Below are 21,145 nucleotides of genomic sequence, written 5' to 3'. Positions count from 1 at the left end.
CCTGTCCAGCGGCATCCCGCGCAGATTGCGGTTTGCAACACTTTTAATCTTTGTCCTGGTGACATAACTGTCATAACTCTTAAGTGTTAACAGGATGATCGGTGAAATGATTCAGCTCACACTATTTTTGTATAACAAATACCGCTCAATGGCGCGAAAACGCTCATTTTGTTGATGGAGTACACACATTTTAATTTCGATATTTCTCGTTTTTGAGCGTTAACGATAAATTAACAGTGTGCCTACCGGCTCCGGGGATGTCAGTGACCTTCTCGCATACAATAAACATTAAACTCTTCAGGATCCGATTATGAGTCAAACATCAACCTTGAAAGGCCAGTGCATTGCTGAATTCCTCGGTACCGGGTTGTTGATTTTCTTCGGTGTGGGTTGTGTCGCTGCACTCAAAGTGGCTGGTGCTACTTTTGGTCAGTGGGAAATCAGTATCATCTGGGGTCTGGGGGTAGCCATGGCTATCTATCTGACAGCAGGCGTTTCTGGCGCACACCTGAATCCAGCAGTCACAATCGCACTATGGCTGTTTGCGTGTTTTGACAAACGCAAAGTCGTTCCTTTTATTATTTCTCAAATTGCTGGCGCCTTTTGCGCAGCGGCATTGGTTTACGGGCTTTATTACAATCTTTTCATCGATTTCGAACAAACGAACCATATCGTGCGCGGTAGTGTAGAAAGCCTTAATCTGGCAGGTACTTTCTCCACCTATCCAAACCCGCATATCAATTTTGTGCAGGCCTTCGCGGTTGAAATGGTCATTACCGCTATTCTAATGGGGCTGATTCTGGCACTGACCGATGATGGTAACGGTGTACCGCGTGGTCCACTGGCACCGCTGCTGATCGGCTTACTGATTGCCGTTATTGGTGCATCCATGGGTCCACTGACCGGTTTTGCGATGAACCCGGCACGTGACTTCGGACCGAAACTCTTCGCCTGGATGGCTGGATGGGGCGAGATTGCCTTCACGGGTGGTCGTGATATCCCTTACTTCCTGGTCCCCGTGTTTGGCCCGATTACCGGCGCAATTCTGGGCGCATGGGCATATCGCAAACTGATTGGTCGCCATTTACCGTGCGATGTCTGCGCGATTGAAGAAAAAGACGTTGCGACCAACACTCAACAAAAAGCTTCGCAGTAATGTGACTACGGGACAAAAATGATGACTGAAAAAAAATATATCGTTGCGCTCGACCAGGGCACCACCAGCTCCCGCGCGGTCGTAATGGACCACGATGCGAATATCGTTAGCGTTTCACAGCGCGAATTCGAGCAAATCTATCCGAAAGCAGGCTGGGTAGAACACGACCCAATGGAAATTTGGGCGACCCAAAGCTCCACGCTGGTAGAAGTGCTGGCGAAAGCCGATATCAGTTCCGATGAAATTGCAGCGATCGGTATTACCAACCAGCGTGAAACCACCATTGTCTGGGAACGTGAAACCGGTAAGCCGATCTATAACGCCATTGTGTGGCAGTGTCGTCGTACCGCAGATATCTGCGAGAAGCTCAAGCGCGACGGTATGGAAGAGTACATCCGTAACAACACCGGTCTGGTCATTGACCCGTATTTCTCCGGTACCAAAGTGAAGTGGATCCTCGACCACGTAGAAGGCTCGCGTGAGCGCGCCCGTCGCGGCGAGCTGCTGTTCGGTACCGTAGACACCTGGCTTATCTGGAAAATGACTCAGGGACGCGTACACGTCACGGATTACACCAACGCCTCACGTACCATGCTGTTCAACATCCATTCCCTGGACTGGGACGACAAGATGCTGGACGCGCTGGACATTCCGCGTGCAATGCTGCCGGAAGTTCGCCGTTCTTCTGAAGTCTATGGCCAGACCAACATTGGCGGTAAAGGCGGCACACGTATTCCTATCTCCGGTATCGCGGGTGACCAGCAGGCTGCACTTTTCGGCCAACTGTGCGTGAAGGAAGGGATGGCGAAGAACACCTACGGTACTGGCTGCTTCATGCTGATGAATACCGGCGAGAAAGCCGTTAAGTCAGAAAATGGGCTGCTGACCACTATCGCTTGTGGCCCGACCGGGGAAGTGAACTACGCGCTGGAAGGTGCCGTGTTCATGGCGGGTGCGTCCATCCAGTGGCTGCGTGATGAGATGAAACTCATCAGCGATGCATTCGACTCAGAGTATTTCGCCACCAAAGTGAAAGACACCAACGGCGTATATGTTGTTCCGGCGTTCACTGGCTTGGGCGCACCATACTGGGACCCGTATGCACGTGGCGCCATCTTCGGCCTGACCCGTGGCGTAAACTCCAACCACATCATCCGTGCTACGCTTGAGTCTATCGCTTATCAGACGCGTGACGTACTGGAAGCAATGCAGGCGGACTCCGGTATTCGTCTGCACGCACTGCGCGTGGATGGCGGTGCGGTAGCCAACAACTTCCTGATGCAGTTCCAGTCTGACATTCTCGGCACACGCGTTGAGCGCCCGGAAGTTCGCGAAGTGACTGCGCTGGGTGCGGCATATCTGGCCGGTCTGGCTGTCGGCTTCTGGCAGAATCTGGATGAGCTGCAGGAAAAAGCGGTCATTGAGCGTGAGTTCCGCCCTGGCATCGAAACCACCGAACGTAACTTCCGTTACAGCGGCTGGAAAAAAGCGGTCAAACGCGCTCTGGCGTGGGAAGATCACGAAGAGTAATACATCATTGCCGGGTGGTGCGGCCTACTGATACGAAACTGACGTAGGCCGGATAAGACGCGTTAGCGTCGCCATCCGGCTATATCTCCGTGCGGGGCAACCCCGCACACACATCAATAATCTCGCCCCCTCCCCTGTGCTACACTTCGCGCCATTCCTTTCTGCTACGAGTTTGCAATGAGACGAGAACTTGCCATTGAATTTTCACGCGTGACCGAAGCGGCTGCACTGGCTGGCTATAAATGGTTGGGTCGCGGCGATAAAAACACCGCTGACGGCGCGGCCGTGAACGCCATGCGTATTATGCTCAACCAGGTCAACATTGACGGCACCATCGTGATTGGCGAGGGCGAGATCGACGAAGCACCGATGCTGTTTATCGGTGAAAAAGTCGGAACCGGTCTCGGCGATGCTGTTGATATTGCAGTCGATCCCATCGAAGGTACACGTATGACAGCAATGGGCCAGGCGAATGCACTGGCGGTACTGGCTGTCGGCGACAAGGGTTGCTTCCTGAACGCGCCGGACATGTACATGGAAAAGCTGATTGTCGGCCCTGGTGCCAAAGGTTCAATCGACCTGAATCTGTCGCTGGAAGCGAACCTGCGTAATGTCGCCAGCGCGCTCAACAAACCGCTGAGCGAACTGACCGTCACCATTCTGGCGAAACCACGCCACGATGAAACCATCGCCGAAATGCAGGCGCTGGGCGTTCGCGTATTCGCGATTCCCGATGGCGACGTGGCCGCGTCGATTCTGACCTGTATGCCAGACAGTGAAGTTGACGTGCTGTATGGCATTGGTGGCGCACCAGAAGGTGTCGTCTCTGCCGCCGTTATCCGCGCACTGGATGGCGACATGCAAGGCCGTCTGCTGGCTCGCCATGACGTCAAAGGTGACAGCGAAGAGAACCGTCGTATCGGCGAACAGGAGCTGGCTCGCTGCGCCGCGATGGGTATTGAGGCAGGTAAAGCGCTGCGTCTGGATGAAATGGCCCGCAGCGACAACGTTATTTTCTCAGCAACCGGGATCACCAAAGGCGATCTGCTGGAAGGGATTAGCCGCAAAGGTAATATTGCCACCACCGAAACACTGCTGATCCGTGGGAAATCACGTACGATCCGTCGTATTCAGTCCATCCACTACCTCGATCGCAAAGATCCGGATGTACAGACGCATATCCTGTAATTGATTTGATCAATAGAGCCTTCCAGCCCATCTGGGCTGGAAATCTTTCGTGCAACGAACGAAGATAAGGCAATCACAGCAGACAGGAGAAAACCATGGCAGATTGGGTAACAGGCAAAGTCACTAAGGTACAGAACTGGACCGATGCCTTATTTAGTTTGACCGTGCGAGCTCCGGTTCTTCCCTTCACGGCAGGCCAATTTACCAAGCTCGGCCTCGAAATCGACGGCGAGCGTGTCCAGCGTGCCTATTCCTACGTGAATGCGCCTGACAACCCCGATTTAGAGTTCTATCTGGTGACGGTTCCTGACGGAAAACTCAGCCCCCGACTGGCGGCGCTAAAACCTGGCGACGAAGTCCAGGTCGTGAGCGAAGCAGCCGGTTTCTTCGTGCTGGATGAAGTCCCCGATTGCGACACGCTGTGGATGCTGGCAACCGGTACGGCTATCGGCCCATATTTATCGATTCTGCAGTTGGGCAAAGGTCTGGACCGTTTTAAAAATCTGGTGCTGGTCCATGCCGCCCGCTATGCCGCCGATTTAAGCTATCTGCCGTTAATGCAGGACCTGGAAAAACGCTACGAAGGTAAATTACGTATCCAGACGGTTGTCAGCCGTGAAACCGCTGCAGGTTCATTAACCGGGCGAGTTCCGGCGTTGATTGAAAGCGGCGCGCTGGAAACTGCGGTGGGGCTACCCATGGATACAGCAACCAGTCATGTGATGCTCTGCGGTAACCCGCAAATGGTACGCGACACGCAGCAACTGCTGAAAGAAACCCGGCAGATGACCAAACATCTGCGCCGTCGACCGGGCCATATGACCGCTGAACATTACTGGTAAGGGCTTGCCGGATGGCGCTAACGCTTATCCGGCCTACGAGTCAGCTCTGTATTTTACGTCCTGCGTGTCCTTACCGTATTTATTTGCGTCCTGGGTGCCGACAAACGCGCCCAGATCGATAAGCATACCCACCAGAATCAACGTCGGTACAAAACGGCCTACCGCCCATTGCCAGACACCAGGCAATACCGCCCAGTTTCCGGCCAGCAGCATCCATGCAAGAATCATCAGGAACGCCCACGCGCCGGAGCGACCCCGGTCATGCAGACGTTTTACTGTGACTGCAGCCGTCGGCCACAGCAGACAGACCAGACAAAATGCCGCCGTCTGGATATCGAGCAATTGTTTACTCGCCAGCGAAAACAAAACCAGCATCCCGACAATCCACAGACCGATCCAAATCCAGAAATCACGGCGTCCAAGACGCCCTTTAAATGAGAATAACCACTGCTGTATGGTCATGTAGATTCCTTTATTATTACCTTCCAGAACAGTTTACCCTTTTGACAAGCCCGGCGGTTACCGTTTTAATCGTGAGCAGTAAGAATAAAAGGTACGATTGATGAAGCAAGGATTGACTCTGTTTTTATTATTGTTTTCAGCCATGTCCGTGAATACAGCGGCGCTGGCGGAAGAACCATCGACGGCAACCACGGCCCCCTATTTACTGGCGGGCGCGCCGACCTTTGACCTGTCGATTAGTCAGTTTCGTGAAAACTTTAATACACAGAATCCTAAGCTTGCTCTGAATGAGTTCCGTGCCATCGACAGCAGCCGCGATCGGGCAAATCTCACCCGTGCCGCCAGTAAAATCAATGAAAACCTGTATGCGTCCTCCGCCCTTGAGCGCGGTACCTTAAAAATAAAAAGTATGCAGATAACCTGGCTGCCGATTCAGGGGCCAGAACAAAAGGCGGCCAAAGCGAAAGCGCTGGAATACATGACCGCCGTCATTCGCACCGTCGCGCCGCTACTGACAAAAGAGCAAAGCCAGAAAAAGCTGCAAAAATTACTCGCTGCCGGCAAAGGTAAGCACTATTACGCCGAAACCGAAGGCGCAATTCGCTATGTTGTTGCAGATAACGGCGAAAAGGGGCTGACCTTCGCTGTTGAACCGATTAAGCTGGCACTATCAGAAAGTCTTGAGAAAGCGAATTGATGACAAAAAGCAAAGCCTTTCCGCAGACGAATCTCTATACTGTTTCACAGACCATGCTGCCCTGATGGGCGGCCATCTTCCTTAATTCGCTGACAAGCGTGGAGAAATGAAATGCGACATCCTTTAGTGATGGGTAACTGGAAACTGAACGGCAGCCGCCACATGGTAAACGAACTGGTTGCTAACCTGCGTAAAGAACTGGCTGGCGTTGCTGGCTGTGCAGTAGCAATCGCTCCGCCGGAAATGTATATCGACCTGGCGAAACACGCCGCTGCCGGTAGCCACATCATTCTGGGCGCGCAGAACGTTGACCTGAACCTGTCTGGCGCATTCACCGGTGAAACAAGCGCTGAAATGCTGAAAGATATCGGCGCGCAGTACATCATTATCGGTCACTCTGAGCGTCGTACTTACCACAAAGAGTCTGACGAGCTGATCGCGAAGAAATTCGCTGTGCTGAAAGAGCAGGGTCTGACGCCGGTTCTGTGCATCGGTGAAACCGAAGCAGAAAACGAAGCAGGTAAAACTGAAGAAGTTTGCGCACGCCAGATTGACGCAGTGCTGAAAACTCAGGGCGCAGCAGCATTCGAAGGCGTGGTTATCGCTTACGAACCTGTATGGGCTATCGGTACCGGTAAATCTGCAACGCCTGCTCAGGCTCAGGCAGTCCACAAATTCATCCGTGACCACATTGCTAAAGCTGATGCGAAAATCGCTGAACAAGTGATCATCCAGTACGGCGGTTCCGTAAACGCAGCAAACGCTGCTGAACTGTTCGCTCAGCCGGACATCGACGGCGCGCTGGTTGGCGGTGCATCGCTGAAAGCAGACGCTTTCGCCGTAATCGTTAAAGCCGCTGAAGCCGCTAAACAGGCCTAAGTTGTTAAAAGGGGAGCATCGCTCCCCTTCTTATATCTGCTTTACCAGTATCCCAGCCAGTGCCACCAGAAGGCCCCCGTAACACCCCAGATGGTCAGGTTGACCACACTCATCACCAGCCCCGTTTTCCACCACTCAGCCAGTGTAACGTAACCCGAACCAAAGATGATTGGAGCAGTCCCTGTACCATAGTGCGTGAGCGACATCATCAACGAGGAGGAGAAGCCCAGCATCAGACCGAGCAGCGCCGGTGGAGCACCGAGGCCTAATCCGGCAGCGAAGAAAGCCGCGAACATGGCCGTGATATGTGCAGTGGTACTGGCGAAAAAGTAGTGTGAATAGACATAAAGCAGGATCAGCAGCAGCGTGGCGATACTCCAGTGCACGCCGAGATGGTCAATTGCACTACCAACACTCGTCGCCAGCCACCCCACCAGGCCCAGTTTGCTCAGGAAATCCGCCATCATAACCAGTGCGGCAAACCAGACTATCGTATCCCATGCTCCACGGCATTTAAGGATATCGTCCCAACTCAATACCCCTGTCACTAACAGAACAGACAAGCCAATCAGCGCCGCGCTGGTGGGGTTAACGGCCCAGGTACTGCCCATCAGCATTGCTGGAACACCTGCCCACAGGCAGAGCAGCAAAGCGAAAACCGCGAGGGTGATTTTTTCAGCCAACGACAACGGACCGAGTGCCCCCAGCTTTTCCCGGGCAAACTCTGGCGCATTCGGCGTGCGTGTAATAGCGGGCGGATAGAGCCACCAGATGACAATAGGCATCACGACCAGTGAGACCACGGCCGGAAGAAGCGCCGCAATCGCCCACATCCCCCAGGTCATATTCAGCACCCCATCCGTCCCTTTGGTCAAAAAACTCACAATAAGCGGGTTTGGCGCGGTAGCGGTAATAAACATCGCCGAACTGATCGGGTTAATGTTGTAGTTCACCAGAGCCAGATAACGACCTGTAGCGCCGTTCTCTTTGTCACCGGGTTGAGAGCCCAAACTTTCCGCAATCGCTCGCATCACCGGGTGAATAATACCGCCGCCGCGCGCGGTATTGCTCGGTGTAACGGGTGCGATTAGCGTTTCTGCCAGCGTTAGCGCCCAGGCGATACCCAACGTTCTTTTGCCAAACAACGCAATAAACCCATAGCCGATACGCGCGCCCAGCCCCGTTTTCAACAGGCTTTGCGACAACATAATCGAGATGCCGATCAGCCAGATAAGCTGGTTGGAGAAACCACTTAACGCATCGCTCAGCGCCGCGGTGGGTTTACCGGGGTGCGTCACGCCGGTCATGGCTACCAGCATAATCGCCACAATCGCAATCGCGCCGATAGGCATGGCTTTACCAATAATTGCCGCGATAGTACCGATAAATAACGCCAGCAGATGCCACGCCTCGGGGGTAACATCTGCTGGACATGGGATAACAAACCAGATGGTCAGCGTAATAACAATCGAGATGATGGCAGGCCAACAGCGGATGGGGGTCAATCTGTCCATGAATCAATCCTTGAGTTTCCAGCACGCAATTATGCGCTCAGGTATTAACCAATATCGGTGCGCATAATACAATTCACCCACTCACAAAACAAAAAATTAACATTCAGATACAACTATAATTTCCCCAACACGCTAAACCACAGATAATCCAGCGGCAGCAGTATCAGATACGTTGCCGCCGCCAACGTGATACACAGCAGCATTCCAGCTCTTGCCGGTACTTTCCCTAACGCCATTGCCACCACAATCGGTGATGCCTGATACGGCAATAGCGGTGTGGAATAGCCCAATACCTGAATCATAATCACCGAGAGTAGCGGGAAGCCGGTCGCATCTGAAAAACTTTGTGCCAGTGTGGTATACAGTGCCGGAACGCCGTTCGCCGTCATGATGAAATTAAGTGCGGTGGTAATGCCGGTCAATGCAAGGAAGCTGGTAAACGGTTTGTCCGCATCCAGCGGCATCACCTGTAACAGCGCCTCGCCTACCGCGCTACCGATACCGGTCTGCGTCACGGTGATGGCCAGTCCCAGGATACCCGCCACGTAAATGCAGGTACGGATATTCACCCCACTGGAAAATTCTTCGCCATTAATAAATCCTACGCGCGGCAACAGCGTAATCACCGCCGCCACCAGCCCGGTCCATGCCGGCCCCACGCCATGCCAGCTTTCGCTGACCCACAGAAACAGCACCACCGCTAACATCCAGGCCAGACGTTTTTCATCACGACTCATTGGCTCTGGTGGCGTCAGATCGCGCGGGGCATGAGGTTGGCCAGGAAACAGCCAGCAGATAAGAGCAATGAGCACCGCACCTTTTAGCCAACCCAACACGGGTGTATGCAGCAGCAAATAGGGAAGATAATTCAAGTGGATACCCCAGGAACCTTCCGCTGCGCCACTCATCACCAGGTTTGGTACGTTAGCAGGTAAGATCGTGGCGGAAAGCTGGAAGGTACCAAAACCCACGGCAAGCGCCAGACCATACCAGGCGCGCGTGCCGTCGTTAATTCCAGCCCGTTTCGCCATCGCCGCCACAATCGGCATCAGCAACGCAATACGTCCCATGTTGGACGGCATGACGAACGCCAGCGCGTAACTCAATAGCACCACGCTCGCGACCATTAATGGCCAGGAGTCCGTCAGCCTTGACGACAATGCCCTCGCTGCCCGGTCCGCCAGCCCCGTTTTACGAATCGCGATGCCCAGCACAAAACCACTGAAGACCAGCCAGAACGCCGATGAGGCAAAGCCACCAAAGATGACATCCGGTGGCGCGATTTTGGCCACCATCGCCACGGCAAAGAAAAGCAGCGCCGTGATAAATTCCGGCAACAGCGACGTTGCCCAAAGCAAAATGGTGACGCCGACCACCAGAGAGGGAATAAACAGAGGGTGTGAAAGCCAGAGCGACATGCCTGTCTCCTGTTGTTTTTTTCAACAAGAATACGGGGACAGGCAAAGAGAGTAAACGCCAGATTAAGGGGGGCTAACGCAGAATATCACATTGATGATCCTGGATTTCCTCAGCGGAGGCGAGATTCAGCGACAACAGGTCACGCTGAGTCGCCAGCAGGACAAAGGATTCGTCGCTTTGGCGCACCATCGCCAGCGCATAGCTTCCCATCCGCTCACGCGCATCCGGCACCTCTTCAGCCAGCATCATAAACGGGCTGCGCTGCGCCAGTTCGTTTTCCGTCACACGACGCGCCAGATATTCATGCCCGCGCAATCCGCCGGGCAATGGCAACCAGCGAGTGCTAATTTTCGCCATATTGTCATCCAGTTGCGTTCTGACGTCGGGTCGCAGGCAGGAGATATGAATGTGAAAGTGATTTTGCGTACGCCCGGTACGTGAGTTAATTGTCAGCGATACCGCCTTATCAGGGATCTCCTGACCGTATTTTTGACTCATAAAACTACGTGCCTGCCAGGCTAGCCAGAAAAAATTCGGTGTTCCAGATTCCAACAGCAACGGGCTCTCCGTGCCATTGATACGGTAGGTTGGCATCAACAGATATTGCAGCGGACCGTTTCGGTCTTTGAACACCACATATCCGGCATCGGGTTTAACTTCAGTACACGGCGCGGGATTGTGCTGCTGCAACTGATGTGGCAGGCATTGCTCAAGGACTATCTGGCGTAACGCGTCCGGGTTACCGCTGAATTTCCAGTACCCTATGCCCGCAGCGGCGGCGACCACAATAACCGCCAGTAAAAGATAACCTGCTTTTTTCATTACGCGTTCCCTGTATCCCATTGAGGCGCAAGAGTAACGCAAAACGATGACAAATAAAAAACCCGGTCGCGCTATGCCACCGGGTTCTGCCGTGACCTCAACCTTTAGCGTTTGCTGATCTGGTCAAAGGTACCGCCGTTAGAAAAATGCGTTTTCTGCGCTTTCGTCCAGCCGCCAAACTCTTCATCAATGGTGAACAGTTTCAGTTTCGGAAATGCGCTTTCGTATTTCTTCGCGACGTCAGCATCACGCGGGCGATAGTAGTTTTTCGCCGCAATCTCCTGACCTTCCGGGGAATAGAGATACTTCAGGTAAGCTTCTGCCACCGCTTTGGTATCTTTCTTTTCCACGACTTTATCGACAACGGAAACGGTCGGCTCAGCGAGGATAGACTCACTTGGGGTGACTATCTCGAATTTATCTTTGCCTAACTCATTCGTTGCCAGCAACGCTTCGTTTTCCCAGGCGATCAGCACATCGCCAATCCCTCGTTCAACAAACGTATTGGTTGAGCCCCGCGCACCGGAATCCAGTACTTCAACGTTTTTAAACAGTGCCTTGACGAAGTCCTGCGCTTTGGCCTGATCGTTGTTGTTGTGATGCAGAGCGTAGCCCCATGCCGCCAGATAGTTCCAGCGTGCGCCGCCTGAGCTTTTCGGGTTTGGAGTAATCACTGACACACCCGGTTTGACCAGATCGTTCCAGTCATGAATTTGCTTTGGGTTGCCTTTGCGTACCAGGAAGACAATGGTGGAGGTGTAAGGCGCAGAATTGTCCGGCAAGCGTGTAATCCAGTTTTTATCGATACGGCCACGTTCAGCAATGGCATCCACATCGTAAGCCAGCGCCAGCGTCACGACATCGGCTTCGATACCGTTGATAACAGAGGTCGCCTGCTTACCAGAGCCGCCGTGCGACTGCCGGATAACAACGTTATCGCCTGTTTCCTGCTTCCAGTGTGCGCTGAATGCTTTGTTGTACTGCTCGTACAGTTCACGTGTTGGATCGTACGATACGTTAAGTAACTGAATATCCTTTGCCAGAACGCTGGTCGATGCCAGCAATAATGTTAACCCTACGCCCCATTTGTTCATCGCCCAGCTCTCTTATGTGGTGTTGTGATGAGCAAAGCGTGCCAGAAAGAGATCCAAACATTAAAGAATAAAAAAAGATTTGCTATAACTTCGAGGAATAAATCTGAGGGATTGCCGGATGGCGGCTAACGCCTTATCGGCCTACAAGTTTCTGCAACCTGTAGGCCTGATTAGCGTAGCGCCATCTGGCGTGCAAAAAATACAATCAGTACAGTTTTTTCGCGCAGTCCAGCCAGTCACCTTTGAACGGACGCTTCATGTTTTCGATAGCGTCGATAATGTCGTGGTGAACCAGTTGCTCGTTCTGAATACCGACGCAGCGACCGCCATGACCTGCCAGCAGCAGTTCAATAGCATATGCGCCCATTCGGGACGCCAGAATACGGTCGTAAGGAACCGGAGAACCACCACGCTGGATGTGACCCAGTACGGTAGAGCGCGTTTCACGGCCCGTTTCTTTTTCAATGTAATGTGCCAGTTCATCAACGTCACACATGTGCTCAGTGATCGCTACGATGGCGTGTTTTTTACCTTTTGCGATACCGGCTTTGATTTCAGCAACCAGATCGTCACGGCTAAATTCAACTTCCGGAACCACGACAAATTCACAGCCACCGGCAATTGCTGCAGCCAGGGTCAGGTCGCCGCAGTAACGGCCCATCACTTCAACGATGGAGATACGCTGGTGAGAAGAAGAAGTATCACGCAGACGGTCAATCGCTTCGACGACGGTACCCAATGCGGTGAAATAACCGATGGTGTAGTCGGTGCCTTTAATATCGTTGTCGATAGTGCCCGGCAAGCCGATGCACGGGAAGCCCATTTCAGTCAGGCGTTTTGCACCCATGTAAGAACCGTCACCACCGATAACAACCAATGCGTCGATGCCACGTTTCTTCAGATTTTCGATAGCCACTGCACGCACATTTTCGTCGCGGAATTCCGGGAAGCGAGCAGAACCGAGGAAAGTACCACCACGGTTGATCATGTCGGACACGCTGTAGCGGTCAAGCTGGACCATACGGTCTTCATACAAACCCAGGTAGCCATCATGGATCCCCATGACTTCCAGTCCTTCCGTTAACGCTGCACGTACAACACCACGGATTGCTGCGTTCATGCCCGGCGCATCACCGCCGCTTGTCAACACACCGATTTTCTTAATCATGACTACCTCTGAACTTTGGAATGCAAAATGAAATCTGCTGCCGGAAGTCGATTCCGCATATCGAAACGATCCAACGAATATGCAGATAGTATAACAATCACTTCCTGCTGAATTGATTCAGGTCAGGCCAAATGGTGGTAATTTATACACAAAATGCTGGCCCGGCTCACTTTTTACAACGAATTATGAAAGCTCAAACATCTTGCCTTCCTTGGGTACGACTGAACAGGGATCCTGGTGAATAATCACATCCGATCCCGGGAAACGCCGTAAAATTGCCTGCTCCACCTGCTCAGCCACTAAATGCGCCTGAACGAGCGGCAGATTATCTTCCATTTCCAAATGAATCTGAATAAAGCGGGTCGGCCCTGACTGCCGCGTGCGAAGATCGTGAGCGCCGCTGACACCTGGCCATGACGTCACTATATCAATAATTTCCTGACGTTCCTCATCGGGTAAGGCGCGATCCAGCAAGGATTGCACTGCCTCATACCCCATGCGTAATGCACTATATAAAATATAGATGCCAATCCCGAGCGCAAACAAGGCATCCGCACGATGCCAACCATACCAGGCCAGTCCAAGCGCAACGAGAATCGCACCGTTCATCATAACATCAGACTGATAATGAAGCATATCTGCCCGTACAGCCTGACTTTGCGTACGTTTCACCACCCAGCGCTGAAACGTGACCAGAATGATAGTACAAATTAACGCAATAACGGTGACAACTACCCCGACACCCGGATCTTTCATCGGCGTCGGTTGGATGAGATGCTGAATCCCGGTCAGGAATAAAAACAACGCCGAACCGGAAATAAACATACTTTGCGCTAGCGCCGCCAGAGATTCAGCTTTCCCGTGCCCAAACGTGTGCTCATCATCTGCTGGCTGCAACGAATAACGCACCACCAACAGATTGGTTAGCGACGCAGCGATATCGACCAGGGAATCCACCAATGCCGCCAGAATACTGACCGATCCGGTGTACCACCACGCAAAAATTTTGATCAAAAGTAACAGAGAAGCCATCACGGTCGCAGCGATTGCCGCCCGACTGACCAGTCGCCCATAGGTTTGATTCATAAACACTCCTGCCAGGATATGCCGCTAGTATAACGGATGAAGTAAAACAGTCAGGCAATAACCGAGTGACAAATTTTGGGCAAAAAAAACCCCCACATCATGTGGGGGAAGACAGGGATGGTGTCTATGGCAAGGAAAACAGGGTTACTACTGGGAACGTGAGTTGCTACTACTCAATAAATTCAACGATGAGCTTTTTTGCCATTGCGTTACATCACGCAGTTGCTCCATTCGTTGTTCATGTTTCTCATTTAAAACCGCTTGCTGCTCGGGCGTTAACAGGCGATACATCTGGTTGCGGACCCTGGCTATTTCAACCTGGCGGGCAACCTGTTCTTGTGCCATTTTTTCTGCCTGAGCGCGCACAGCGCTTTCATCAAATTTCTCTGCGGTGACAAGACGATGCATTGTCTCCATTTCGCTAACATTTACAGGAGGCTGTTCGTGTCTTGCCTGCTGCATTAAATCTCGCATCTGTTGACGTTGATGTTCGGTTAAACTGATACCGTCAAACATGTGGCTCTGTACGCTGCGCTGCGATGAGCCTTCACCCAGGTGCCAGTGATCGCCTGTGACGACTTCAGCTGCATGGCTTAAAGTACTGAGTGCCAGCGTTGAGGCCATGACGGCAGCGGTAACTTTGCCCATCACTTGCTCCCAAAATCTTTTCTGTCGCGATTCAACGAGAGACAGTTTACGATTCGGGCTGCAAACATGCGTCAGGGGGTGTAAAACAACGTAAAGTCATAGATTAGCGACGCCTGATGACGTAATTTCTGCCTCGGAGGTACGTAAACAATGAATAAAATCCTGTTAGTTGATGATGACCGAGAGCTGACTTCCCTGTTAAAGGAGTTGCTCGAAATGGAAGGTTTCGATGTGCTGGTTGCCCATGATGGGGAGCAGGCACTTGAGCTTCTGGATGACAGCATCGATTTACTTTTGCTCGACGTCATGATGCCGAAGAAAAACGGCATCGATACACTGAAAGCGCTTCGCCAGACACACCAGACGCCCGTAATCATGCTGACCGCTCGCGGCAGCGAATTGGATCGCGTACTCGGCCTTGAGCTGGGTGCAGACGACTATTTACCCAAACCCTTTAACGACCGCGAACTGGTTGCGCGTATCCGCGCTATTCTGCGCCGCTCTCACTGGAGCGAACAACAGCAGACCAGCGATAATGGCTCGCCGACGCTGGAAGTGGATGCGTTAAGCCTGAATCCGGGTCGCCAGGAAGCCAGCTTTGATGGGCAAACCCTGGAGTTAACCGGCACCGAATTCACCCTGCTTTATTTACTGGCACAGCATCTCGGCCAGGTCGTTTCTCGTGAACACCTGAGTCAGGAAGTCCTGGGCAAACGCCTGACGCCGTTTGACCGCGCTATCGACATGCACATCTCGAACCTACGTCGTAAGCTGCCAGAGCGAAAAGACGGGCACCCGTGGTTTAAAACCTTGCGTGGTCGCGGCTACCTGATGGTCTCCGCTTCATGATAGGAAGCTTAACCGCACGCATCTTTGCCATTTTCTGGTTAACGCTGGCGCTGGTGTTGATGTTGGTACTGATGCTGCCCAAGCTCGACTCACGTCAGATGACCGAGCTACTGGACAGCGAGCAGCGCCAGGGGTTGATGATCGAGCAACACGTGGAAGCTGAGCTGGCAAACGACCCACCCAACGATCTGATGTGGTGGCGTCGCTTGTTCCGTGCTATCGACAAGTGGGCACCGCCAGGACAGCGGTTATTGCTTGTCACTACAGAAGGACGTGTGATCGGCGCAGAACGCAACGAAATGCAGATCATTCGTAACTTTATTGGTCAGGCTGATAACGCTGATCATCCGCAGAAGAAAAAATATGGTCGCGTTGAGATGGTCGGGCCCTTCTCCGTCAGAGACGGTGAAGATAACTACCAGCTGTATCTCATTCGACCAGCCAGCAGTTCACAGTCTGATTTCATCAACCTGTTGTTTGACCGGCCCCTGTTGCTGCTGATCGTCACCATGCTCGTCAGCTCGCCGCTGCTGCTTTGGCTGGCATGGAGCCTGGCGAAACCAGCGCGTAAGCTGAAAAATGCGGCGGATGAAGTGGCACAGGGTAACCTGCGTCAGCATCCGGAACTGGAAGCCGGCCCGCAGGAATTTCTGGCGGCAGGTGCCAGTTTTAACCAGATGGTGACCGCGCTGGAACGCATGATGACCACACAGCAACGCCTGCTGTCGGACATCTCTCACGAGTTGAGAACGCCACTAACACGTTTGCAACTGGGGACTGCGCTGCTGCGCCGTCGTAGCGGTGAGAGCAAAGAGCTGGAGCGCATTGAAACAGAAGCGCATCGGCTGGACAGCATGATCAACGACCTGCTGGTGATGTCGCGTAATCAGCAGAAGAACGCGCTGGTCAGTGAAACCGTGAAGGCTAATCAGCTATGGGGCGACGTGTTGGATAACGCCGCCTTTGAAGCCGAGCAGATGGGCAAATCGCTTACCGTGAATTTCCCGCCGGGACCGTGGCCGCTGTACGGCAACCCGAACGCACTGGAAAGCGCATTGGAAAACATTGTGCGTAATGCCCTGCGCTATTCACATACGAAGATTGAAGTTGGCTTCGCGGTGGATATTGACGGGATTACCATCACCGTAGACGACGATGGTCCAGGCGTGAGTCCTGAAGACAGGGAGCAGATTTTCCGTCCGTTCTATCGCACCGATGAAGCGCGCGATCGTGAGTCCGGTGGGACAGGTCTGGGTCTGGCGATTGTTGAAACCGCTATTCAGCAGCATCGAGGCTGGGTGAAGGCCGAGGACAGTCCGCTGGGAGGTCTACGTCTGGTGCTTTGGCTACCGCTGTACAAACGTACCTAATCAATTTCGGCCTACATCGTGTAGGCCGATTTTTTATACACCATCACAGGTTTACGCCAGGCGGGAAATTTCTGGCGCGAGGATCCACTCTGCGCTGTCATTCCACACATCCATATGGGTAATTTTTCCTTCACGGACTTCGAAGCGATCGATATAACGGTTGCCCGCAAACGCACGACCATCAGGCCATTCGCCATACAGCGTACCGTTCGAATAAACCACTACGCAGTCTTCGTGCGCTACCGCATCAAACTCGCCCAGCGCTTTTTTTACCCACTTATAGCGTTCGCCATTAAAGCGGGCAATATCCGCTGCACCGGCCATTTCTCGCCGTCCGGTAAAGGTAATCTTCACCTCAGGATGCGTAAACGTCGCTGCACGCTCAGCATCGGGGATCATCGAGGCAACCAGAAACGCTTTAACAATTGCCACCGCATTTTCAGATTCAGTCATTACACTTCCGTCCTTTCCTGAGGGGGATGACTGCCCCATAACCGTCGGGCATTGTCTTCAATTTTGCCACTCAGGCGACGTTTCTGCATTGTCCTGGTCCAGCTTTTCGATAATCCTGCCGCTGACAGCAGGCGGTGATACTGGTCATCGTCAAACGGCATATGCCACGCAATGGCAATGGCCTCCCGCAGACTGACATCGCTCACACGCGACACCAGTTCCAGCGGCGCATCCGCGGACACTTGCCCCGGCGCGATAACACTGTACAACCAGCCTATCTTCCCCGAAGCCTGCATCTGACTGGCCATATCGCTAATGCCAAAATGGAAATTCAGCTTAAAACACGGTGAACGCGGCTGTGTGACCTGAATCAGCGCCTCGCCCCACTGGAAAATATCGCCGATATAGACATTCTCTTCGGTCAGCCCGAGCGTCGAGAGGTTCTCCCCAAAGGCGGGGGCGACAAATAACTCCGCCTGTTCAGGGAATTCTTGTATCCAGTGCTGATAGTGTTCACGCGGATAGTGGCACAGCGCGCGATCCGGCCCGCCATGAATTTTAGTCTCCGCCTGTTCATCGCCCGTGAGCCCCAGATCGGTCAGCATCAACTCGCCATCGACCTGAACTTTAGCAATCGCGCTGGGACGGCTTCCCGTGTAGTCCCGAATCTTGCCTGTAAAAACATCGACCGGATATCGCATCTGTTCCCTCTCCCGATAAATTTCTCCCATTACACCATATTTATTTTACCCCAGTCGCTCAAAATGAGAGCACGGTTCACATGAAACTTAGGGACACATGCTATCAATGTAATCTTGTTTTGAAACATCATTTCAATTAAGGAGTCGACAACGTGACTGGTCAATCGCAATTTGCTGGCGTCTGGTGTCCTTCCATTACGCCAATGGACAATGATGGCAAGATCGATCTCAATGGTCTGAGCCAGCATCTCAAACGCCTTACTGAGGCAAAAATCGACGTTATTTTGTTGATGGGCAGCATTGGGGAATTTGCTTCCTTTACGCTCGAAGAAAGGCTGTTGCTGATCCGTGAAGCCCGTGCCATGAGCTCGCTGAAGATGGTCGCGAACGTCTCATCCACCTGCCAGAATGATGTTTTGCTGATGGCCCAGGAGGCGCATCGCGCCGGATACGATGCCGTCATGATCCTGCCGCCTTACTACTACGGTCAAACGTCGAAGCAGCTACTGAGCTACTTTCGCCAGTTGGGACAAAAGCTCAACGGCAAATGGTTTGCCTATAACTTCCCGGCGCGAACCGGTTGCGATTTAACCCCTGAACTGGTGGCCACGCTGGCAGCTGAATTCCCGAACTTTGCTGGCATTAAAGACACCGTGGACTGCCAGTCCCACACCCGCAGCATGATCCAGACAACCCGTGCCGTGCGGGAAGATTTTGCAGTGCTGTCGGGTTATGACGAATACTACATTCCTAATCTGCTGGCTGGCGGTGCGGGGATCATCTCGGGCCTCAACAACGTTATGCCTGAGCTGTTTGTCAGCGCACGCGAGGCGTTTAAGCAGGGCGATCTGGCGGCGCTGCGTGAGATTCAGGATAAGATTGGCACCTACATGTCCATCTACGCCATCGGCGAGGATTTTGTCACTACCATCAAAACCGTGGTATCGCGTAAGTTTGGCTATTGCACCGGGGTATCACGAAACGCGGGTGGAGAGTTGAACGAGAGTGAGTGCCGAACAATCGATGAGGTGTTTGTCGTCAAAGGGTAAATAATTAAGCCGGATGGTGCAGACCATCCGGCAAAAGAGGCTTACTTCACGGTACCGCGAAGATCAATTTCCGCCGCTCTGGCTTTGGCTCTTTTCGACCAGATGGATGTGATAATCGGTACGAGGATCGAGGTAACTATCACCGAGGTCGCCACCAGGGAGGTGGCCGCTGGTGCCATCGGTTTAAATGCCGGAACCATTTCAGCAATCAGCACAGGCGTAGCAACCGCCGCACCCGCAGAACTGGAAGCGGCAATCCCCGCCGTACCATCGCCACCACCAATCAGTTTATCGGCGATAATCAATGGAATACCAGTGATGATAATCACCGCCACGCCCAGCAGAATACCCAGCACGCCGGTCTGCGCAATGACGCTCAAATCAATAGTGTTACCCAATGCGAAGGCAAAGAACGGGATCAGCGTCTGCACCGCTTTGCTGAAGAATTCCCGCAGTTCAGGATCCAGATTACCCAGCGCAAAACCAATCAGGAACGGCAATACCGCCCCCACAAATACATGCGGTTCAAACGACGCAATCCCGGCGGTTCCCAGAATGACCATGGTCATCAGTGGACCTGACTCCAGCGACATCAGGACAAACGCCCCAGCCTCTTCTTTGGTACCGTATTGCTGCATGATCGAGGCATACAGCCCGCCGTTAGTCATATCCATTGCGGCCACCAGCGCCAGCGTGGACAGCCCGGCGAAGAACCCCACTTCCACGCCATGTTCAGGAAGAATGCGCGATGCAATCGCCGCGACCACCCATGCGACCAGGATCTTGGTTATCACTAACGTGCCGGATTTACGCAGTACGGTTCCGGTAGCGCTCAGCTTAATCGACGCCCCCATGCAAAAGAACCAGACGGCCAGTATTGGCACCGTACCGGTGATCATACCGTTGGTAAATGAGCCGAAGTATTTCCCGGCACCGGGTGAAAAGGTGTGACATAACGCGCCCAGAAAAAGTGGTACTAACATCATACCGCCTGGGATTTTCTCTATCGTACGTTTGATCTGCATTTCCATCACCTGTAGACATAAAAATGGGGCAATTTTTATGGGCGACTGCATCTTGCTTTTGAGATGCGCCCGTCTTGATGAAAAGAAGATAGACATTCAGAGAAACTATAAAAGTGATCCCACTCGCATAATAAAACCTTGTTTCAATTTAAATGGATCAATGTTCCTATGTTGATTTTGATCACAAAAAAGCCCCCACAGGCATCGCTTGCAGGGGCTGTATCACGTCATCAGATCCCGACCTGATCAGCATAACGCTCTCAGGTTTCAGGCATCATTAAACTTATTTTTTTGCGGCAAAACGCGCTGCGGCTTCGTCCCAGTTCACTACGTTCCAGAACTCTTTGATGTAGTCCGGGCGACGGTTCTGGAATTTCAGGTAGTAAGCGTGTTCCCAGACGTCCAGGCCCACAATTGGGAAGCCGGAAGCGCCAGAAATAGCTTCACCCATCAGCGGGGAATCCTGGTTAGCGGTGGAAACAACAGCCAGTTTGTCACCTTTCAGAACCAGCCACGCCCAGCCGGAACCGAAACGAGTGGCTGCTGCTTTTTCAAATTCAGCTTTGAAGTTGTCAACGGAACCGAAGTCACGTTCGATAGCCGCTTTCAGGTCGCCCTGCAGCGTGGTACCGGTTTTCAGGCCTTTCCAGAACAGGCTGTGGTTAGCGTGACCGCCAGCGTTGTTACGCAGAACGGTTTTCTTATCCGCAGGCAGCTGATCCAGTTTGGTAATCAGCTCTTCAGCAGACAGGCTCGCGAATTCAGGCAGGCTTTCCAGCGCAGCATTAGCGTTGTTTACGTAAGCCTGGTGGTGTTTGGTATGGTGGATTTCCATCGTCTGCTTATCGAAGTGCGGTTCAAGGGCATCATAAGCGTACGGCAGGGATGGCAGTGTATAACTCATAATCATCTCCAGTATTGTCGGGCGGCCAGTGTTAACGCCGCGTAAGCAGTTGGGTCATTATAGTTAATTAAATGATATTGAAAATGATTATCAATGCCGTACTTTTTACAGGGTCTTAATTATTCATCACCATTACTGAAGATGTGAGCCAAATCACCCAGTTAACGTGATGATTGCCAACAAGAGGACAAAGGCGGCAATCGTCAAAAGGTTAATCATCTGCGTAATTTTTAAACTCGTTGTGTCGGAGGGGTTATGACCGACGATAAAAAATAACGAGGATTCAGTC

General features: G+C 52.6%; 21 protein-coding genes. 9 read left to right on the top strand and 12 right to left on the bottom strand.

Features of this window, described 5'->3' with window-relative positions:
- Window positions 1-310 precede the first annotated feature (310 nt).
- The 4 genes from NNO02_RS05935 (at window position 311) to fpr (ending at window position 4,716) form a co-directional block, all read left to right on the top strand.
- Window positions 311-1,156: an MIP/aquaporin family protein gene (locus NNO02_RS05935; RefSeq protein WP_137381460.1), complete on the top strand. Its 846-nt coding sequence runs from the start codon at window positions 311-313 to the stop codon at window positions 1,154-1,156.
- Window positions 1,157-1,177: 21 nt separating this feature from the next.
- Window positions 1,178-2,686: a glycerol kinase GlpK gene (gene glpK / locus NNO02_RS05930; protein WP_271441490.1), complete on the top strand. Its 1,509-nt coding sequence runs from the start codon at window positions 1,178-1,180 to the stop codon at window positions 2,684-2,686.
- Between the two features lie 177 nt (window positions 2,687-2,863).
- Window positions 2,864-3,874: a class II fructose-bisphosphatase gene (glpX, locus tag NNO02_RS05925; RefSeq protein WP_137381459.1), complete on the top strand. Its 1,011-nt coding sequence runs from the start codon at window positions 2,864-2,866 to the stop codon at window positions 3,872-3,874.
- A gap of 95 nt (window positions 3,875-3,969) precedes the next feature.
- A complete protein-coding gene (gene fpr, locus NNO02_RS05920; RefSeq protein WP_271454388.1) occupies window positions 3,970-4,716 on the top strand; it encodes a ferredoxin--NADP(+) reductase in 747 nt (248 codons plus the stop codon).
- A 33-nt stretch (window positions 4,717-4,749) separates the two neighbouring features.
- Here fpr and NNO02_RS05915 read toward each other — a convergent pair whose 3' ends face one another.
- Window positions 4,750-5,178 (bottom strand): DUF805 domain-containing protein, encoded by a 429-nt coding sequence (locus NNO02_RS05915; protein ID WP_005121733.1) that lies wholly within the window; start codon window positions 5,176-5,178, stop codon window positions 4,750-4,752.
- Between the two features lie 100 nt (window positions 5,179-5,278).
- On the opposite strand from NNO02_RS05915, the gene NNO02_RS05910 reads away from it, so the two are divergent.
- Window positions 5,279-5,875, top strand: coding sequence for a YiiQ family protein (locus tag NNO02_RS05910; RefSeq protein ID WP_271441484.1), 597 nt, complete (start codon window positions 5,279-5,281; stop codon window positions 5,873-5,875).
- 111 nt (window positions 5,876-5,986) lie between these two features.
- Window positions 5,987-6,754: a triose-phosphate isomerase gene (tpiA, locus tag NNO02_RS05905; protein WP_003028783.1), complete on the top strand. Its 768-nt coding sequence runs from the start codon at window positions 5,987-5,989 to the stop codon at window positions 6,752-6,754.
- A 41-nt stretch (window positions 6,755-6,795) separates the two neighbouring features.
- On the opposite strand, the gene NNO02_RS05900 is transcribed toward tpiA, so the two are convergent.
- From NNO02_RS05900 to cpxP, 7 genes are all read right to left on the bottom strand, one after another.
- Complete coding sequence (locus tag NNO02_RS05900) at window positions 6,796-8,268, bottom strand: DASS family sodium-coupled anion symporter (RefSeq protein ID WP_061066967.1); 1,473 nt, start codon at window positions 8,266-8,268, stop codon at window positions 6,796-6,798.
- A gap of 113 nt (window positions 8,269-8,381) precedes the next feature.
- Window positions 8,382-9,686 (bottom strand): SLC13 family permease, encoded by a 1,305-nt coding sequence (locus NNO02_RS05895; protein WP_137381456.1) that lies wholly within the window; start codon window positions 9,684-9,686, stop codon window positions 8,382-8,384.
- 73 nt (window positions 9,687-9,759) lie between these two features.
- On the bottom strand, window positions 9,760-10,509 hold the full coding sequence (locus NNO02_RS05890) for a CDP-diacylglycerol diphosphatase (protein WP_271454387.1): 750 nt from the start codon (window positions 10,507-10,509) through the stop codon (window positions 9,760-9,762).
- A 104-nt stretch (window positions 10,510-10,613) separates the two neighbouring features.
- Window positions 10,614-11,603 carry a sulfate/thiosulfate ABC transporter substrate-binding protein Sbp gene (gene sbp / locus NNO02_RS05885; protein WP_271449571.1) on the bottom strand — a complete coding sequence of 330 codons (990 nt, stop codon included), beginning with the start codon at window positions 11,601-11,603 and terminating at the stop codon, window positions 10,614-10,616.
- Window positions 11,604-11,808: 205 nt separating this feature from the next.
- Window positions 11,809-12,771: a 6-phosphofructokinase gene (gene pfkA, locus NNO02_RS05880; protein ID WP_003028778.1), complete on the bottom strand. Its 963-nt coding sequence runs from the start codon at window positions 12,769-12,771 to the stop codon at window positions 11,809-11,811.
- Between the two features lie 183 nt (window positions 12,772-12,954).
- The gene (fieF, locus tag NNO02_RS05875; protein ID WP_137381453.1) at window positions 12,955-13,857 is read right to left on the bottom strand and encodes a CDF family cation-efflux transporter FieF; all 903 of its coding nucleotides are present in this window, start codon (window positions 13,855-13,857) and stop codon (window positions 12,955-12,957) included.
- 147 nt (window positions 13,858-14,004) lie between these two features.
- Window positions 14,005-14,505 carry a cell-envelope stress modulator CpxP gene (cpxP, locus tag NNO02_RS05870; protein ID WP_137381452.1) on the bottom strand — a complete coding sequence of 167 codons (501 nt, stop codon included), beginning with the start codon at window positions 14,503-14,505 and terminating at the stop codon, window positions 14,005-14,007.
- A gap of 150 nt (window positions 14,506-14,655) precedes the next feature.
- Between cpxP and cpxR the strand changes: the two genes are divergently transcribed.
- Window positions 14,656-15,354, top strand: coding sequence for an envelope stress response regulator transcription factor CpxR (cpxR, locus tag NNO02_RS05865; RefSeq protein ID WP_048214010.1), 699 nt, complete (start codon window positions 14,656-14,658; stop codon window positions 15,352-15,354).
- On the top strand, window positions 15,351-16,724 hold the full coding sequence (gene cpxA, locus NNO02_RS05860) for an envelope stress sensor histidine kinase CpxA (protein WP_137381451.1): 1,374 nt from the start codon (window positions 15,351-15,353) through the stop codon (window positions 16,722-16,724). Before cpxR ends, cpxA begins: the two co-directional genes overlap by 4 nt.
- 51 nt (window positions 16,725-16,775) lie before the next feature.
- Here cpxA and NNO02_RS05855 read toward each other — a convergent pair whose 3' ends face one another.
- Both NNO02_RS05855 and yiiM read right to left on the bottom strand, forming a co-directional pair.
- A complete protein-coding gene (locus NNO02_RS05855) occupies window positions 16,776-17,177 on the bottom strand; it encodes a nuclear transport factor 2 family protein (protein WP_271454386.1) in 402 nt (133 codons plus the stop codon).
- A complete protein-coding gene (gene yiiM / locus NNO02_RS05850) occupies window positions 17,177-17,878 on the bottom strand; it encodes a 6-hydroxyaminopurine reductase (RefSeq protein ID WP_271441478.1) in 702 nt (233 codons plus the stop codon). The genes NNO02_RS05855 and yiiM overlap by 1 nt, the downstream gene beginning before the upstream one ends.
- A 152-nt stretch (window positions 17,879-18,030) precedes the next feature.
- Between yiiM and NNO02_RS05845 the strand changes: the two genes are divergently transcribed.
- The gene (locus NNO02_RS05845) at window positions 18,031-18,927 is read left to right on the top strand and encodes a dihydrodipicolinate synthase family protein (RefSeq protein WP_202037256.1); all 897 of its coding nucleotides are present in this window, start codon (window positions 18,031-18,033) and stop codon (window positions 18,925-18,927) included.
- 41 nt (window positions 18,928-18,968) lie between these two features.
- On the opposite strand, the gene kdgT is transcribed toward NNO02_RS05845, so the two are convergent.
- Together kdgT and sodA are read right to left on the bottom strand one after the other, a co-directional pair.
- Window positions 18,969-19,952, bottom strand: coding sequence for a 2-keto-3-deoxygluconate transporter (kdgT, locus tag NNO02_RS05840; RefSeq protein WP_003028743.1), 984 nt, complete (start codon window positions 19,950-19,952; stop codon window positions 18,969-18,971).
- 283 nt (window positions 19,953-20,235) lie between these two features.
- Window positions 20,236-20,856, bottom strand: a complete 621-nt coding sequence (sodA, locus tag NNO02_RS05835) for a superoxide dismutase [Mn] (RefSeq protein ID WP_003840480.1) — start codon at window positions 20,854-20,856, stop codon at window positions 20,236-20,238.
- Between the last annotated feature and the right edge of the window lie 289 nt (window positions 20,857-21,145).

This window comes from Citrobacter sp. Awk 2 (assembly GCF_028069815.1).
Classification (GTDB): domain Bacteria; phylum Pseudomonadota; class Gammaproteobacteria; order Enterobacterales; family Enterobacteriaceae; genus Citrobacter.
Note: the sequence above shows the minus strand (reverse complement) of the source record. Positions and strands in the feature narration are given on the sequence as shown.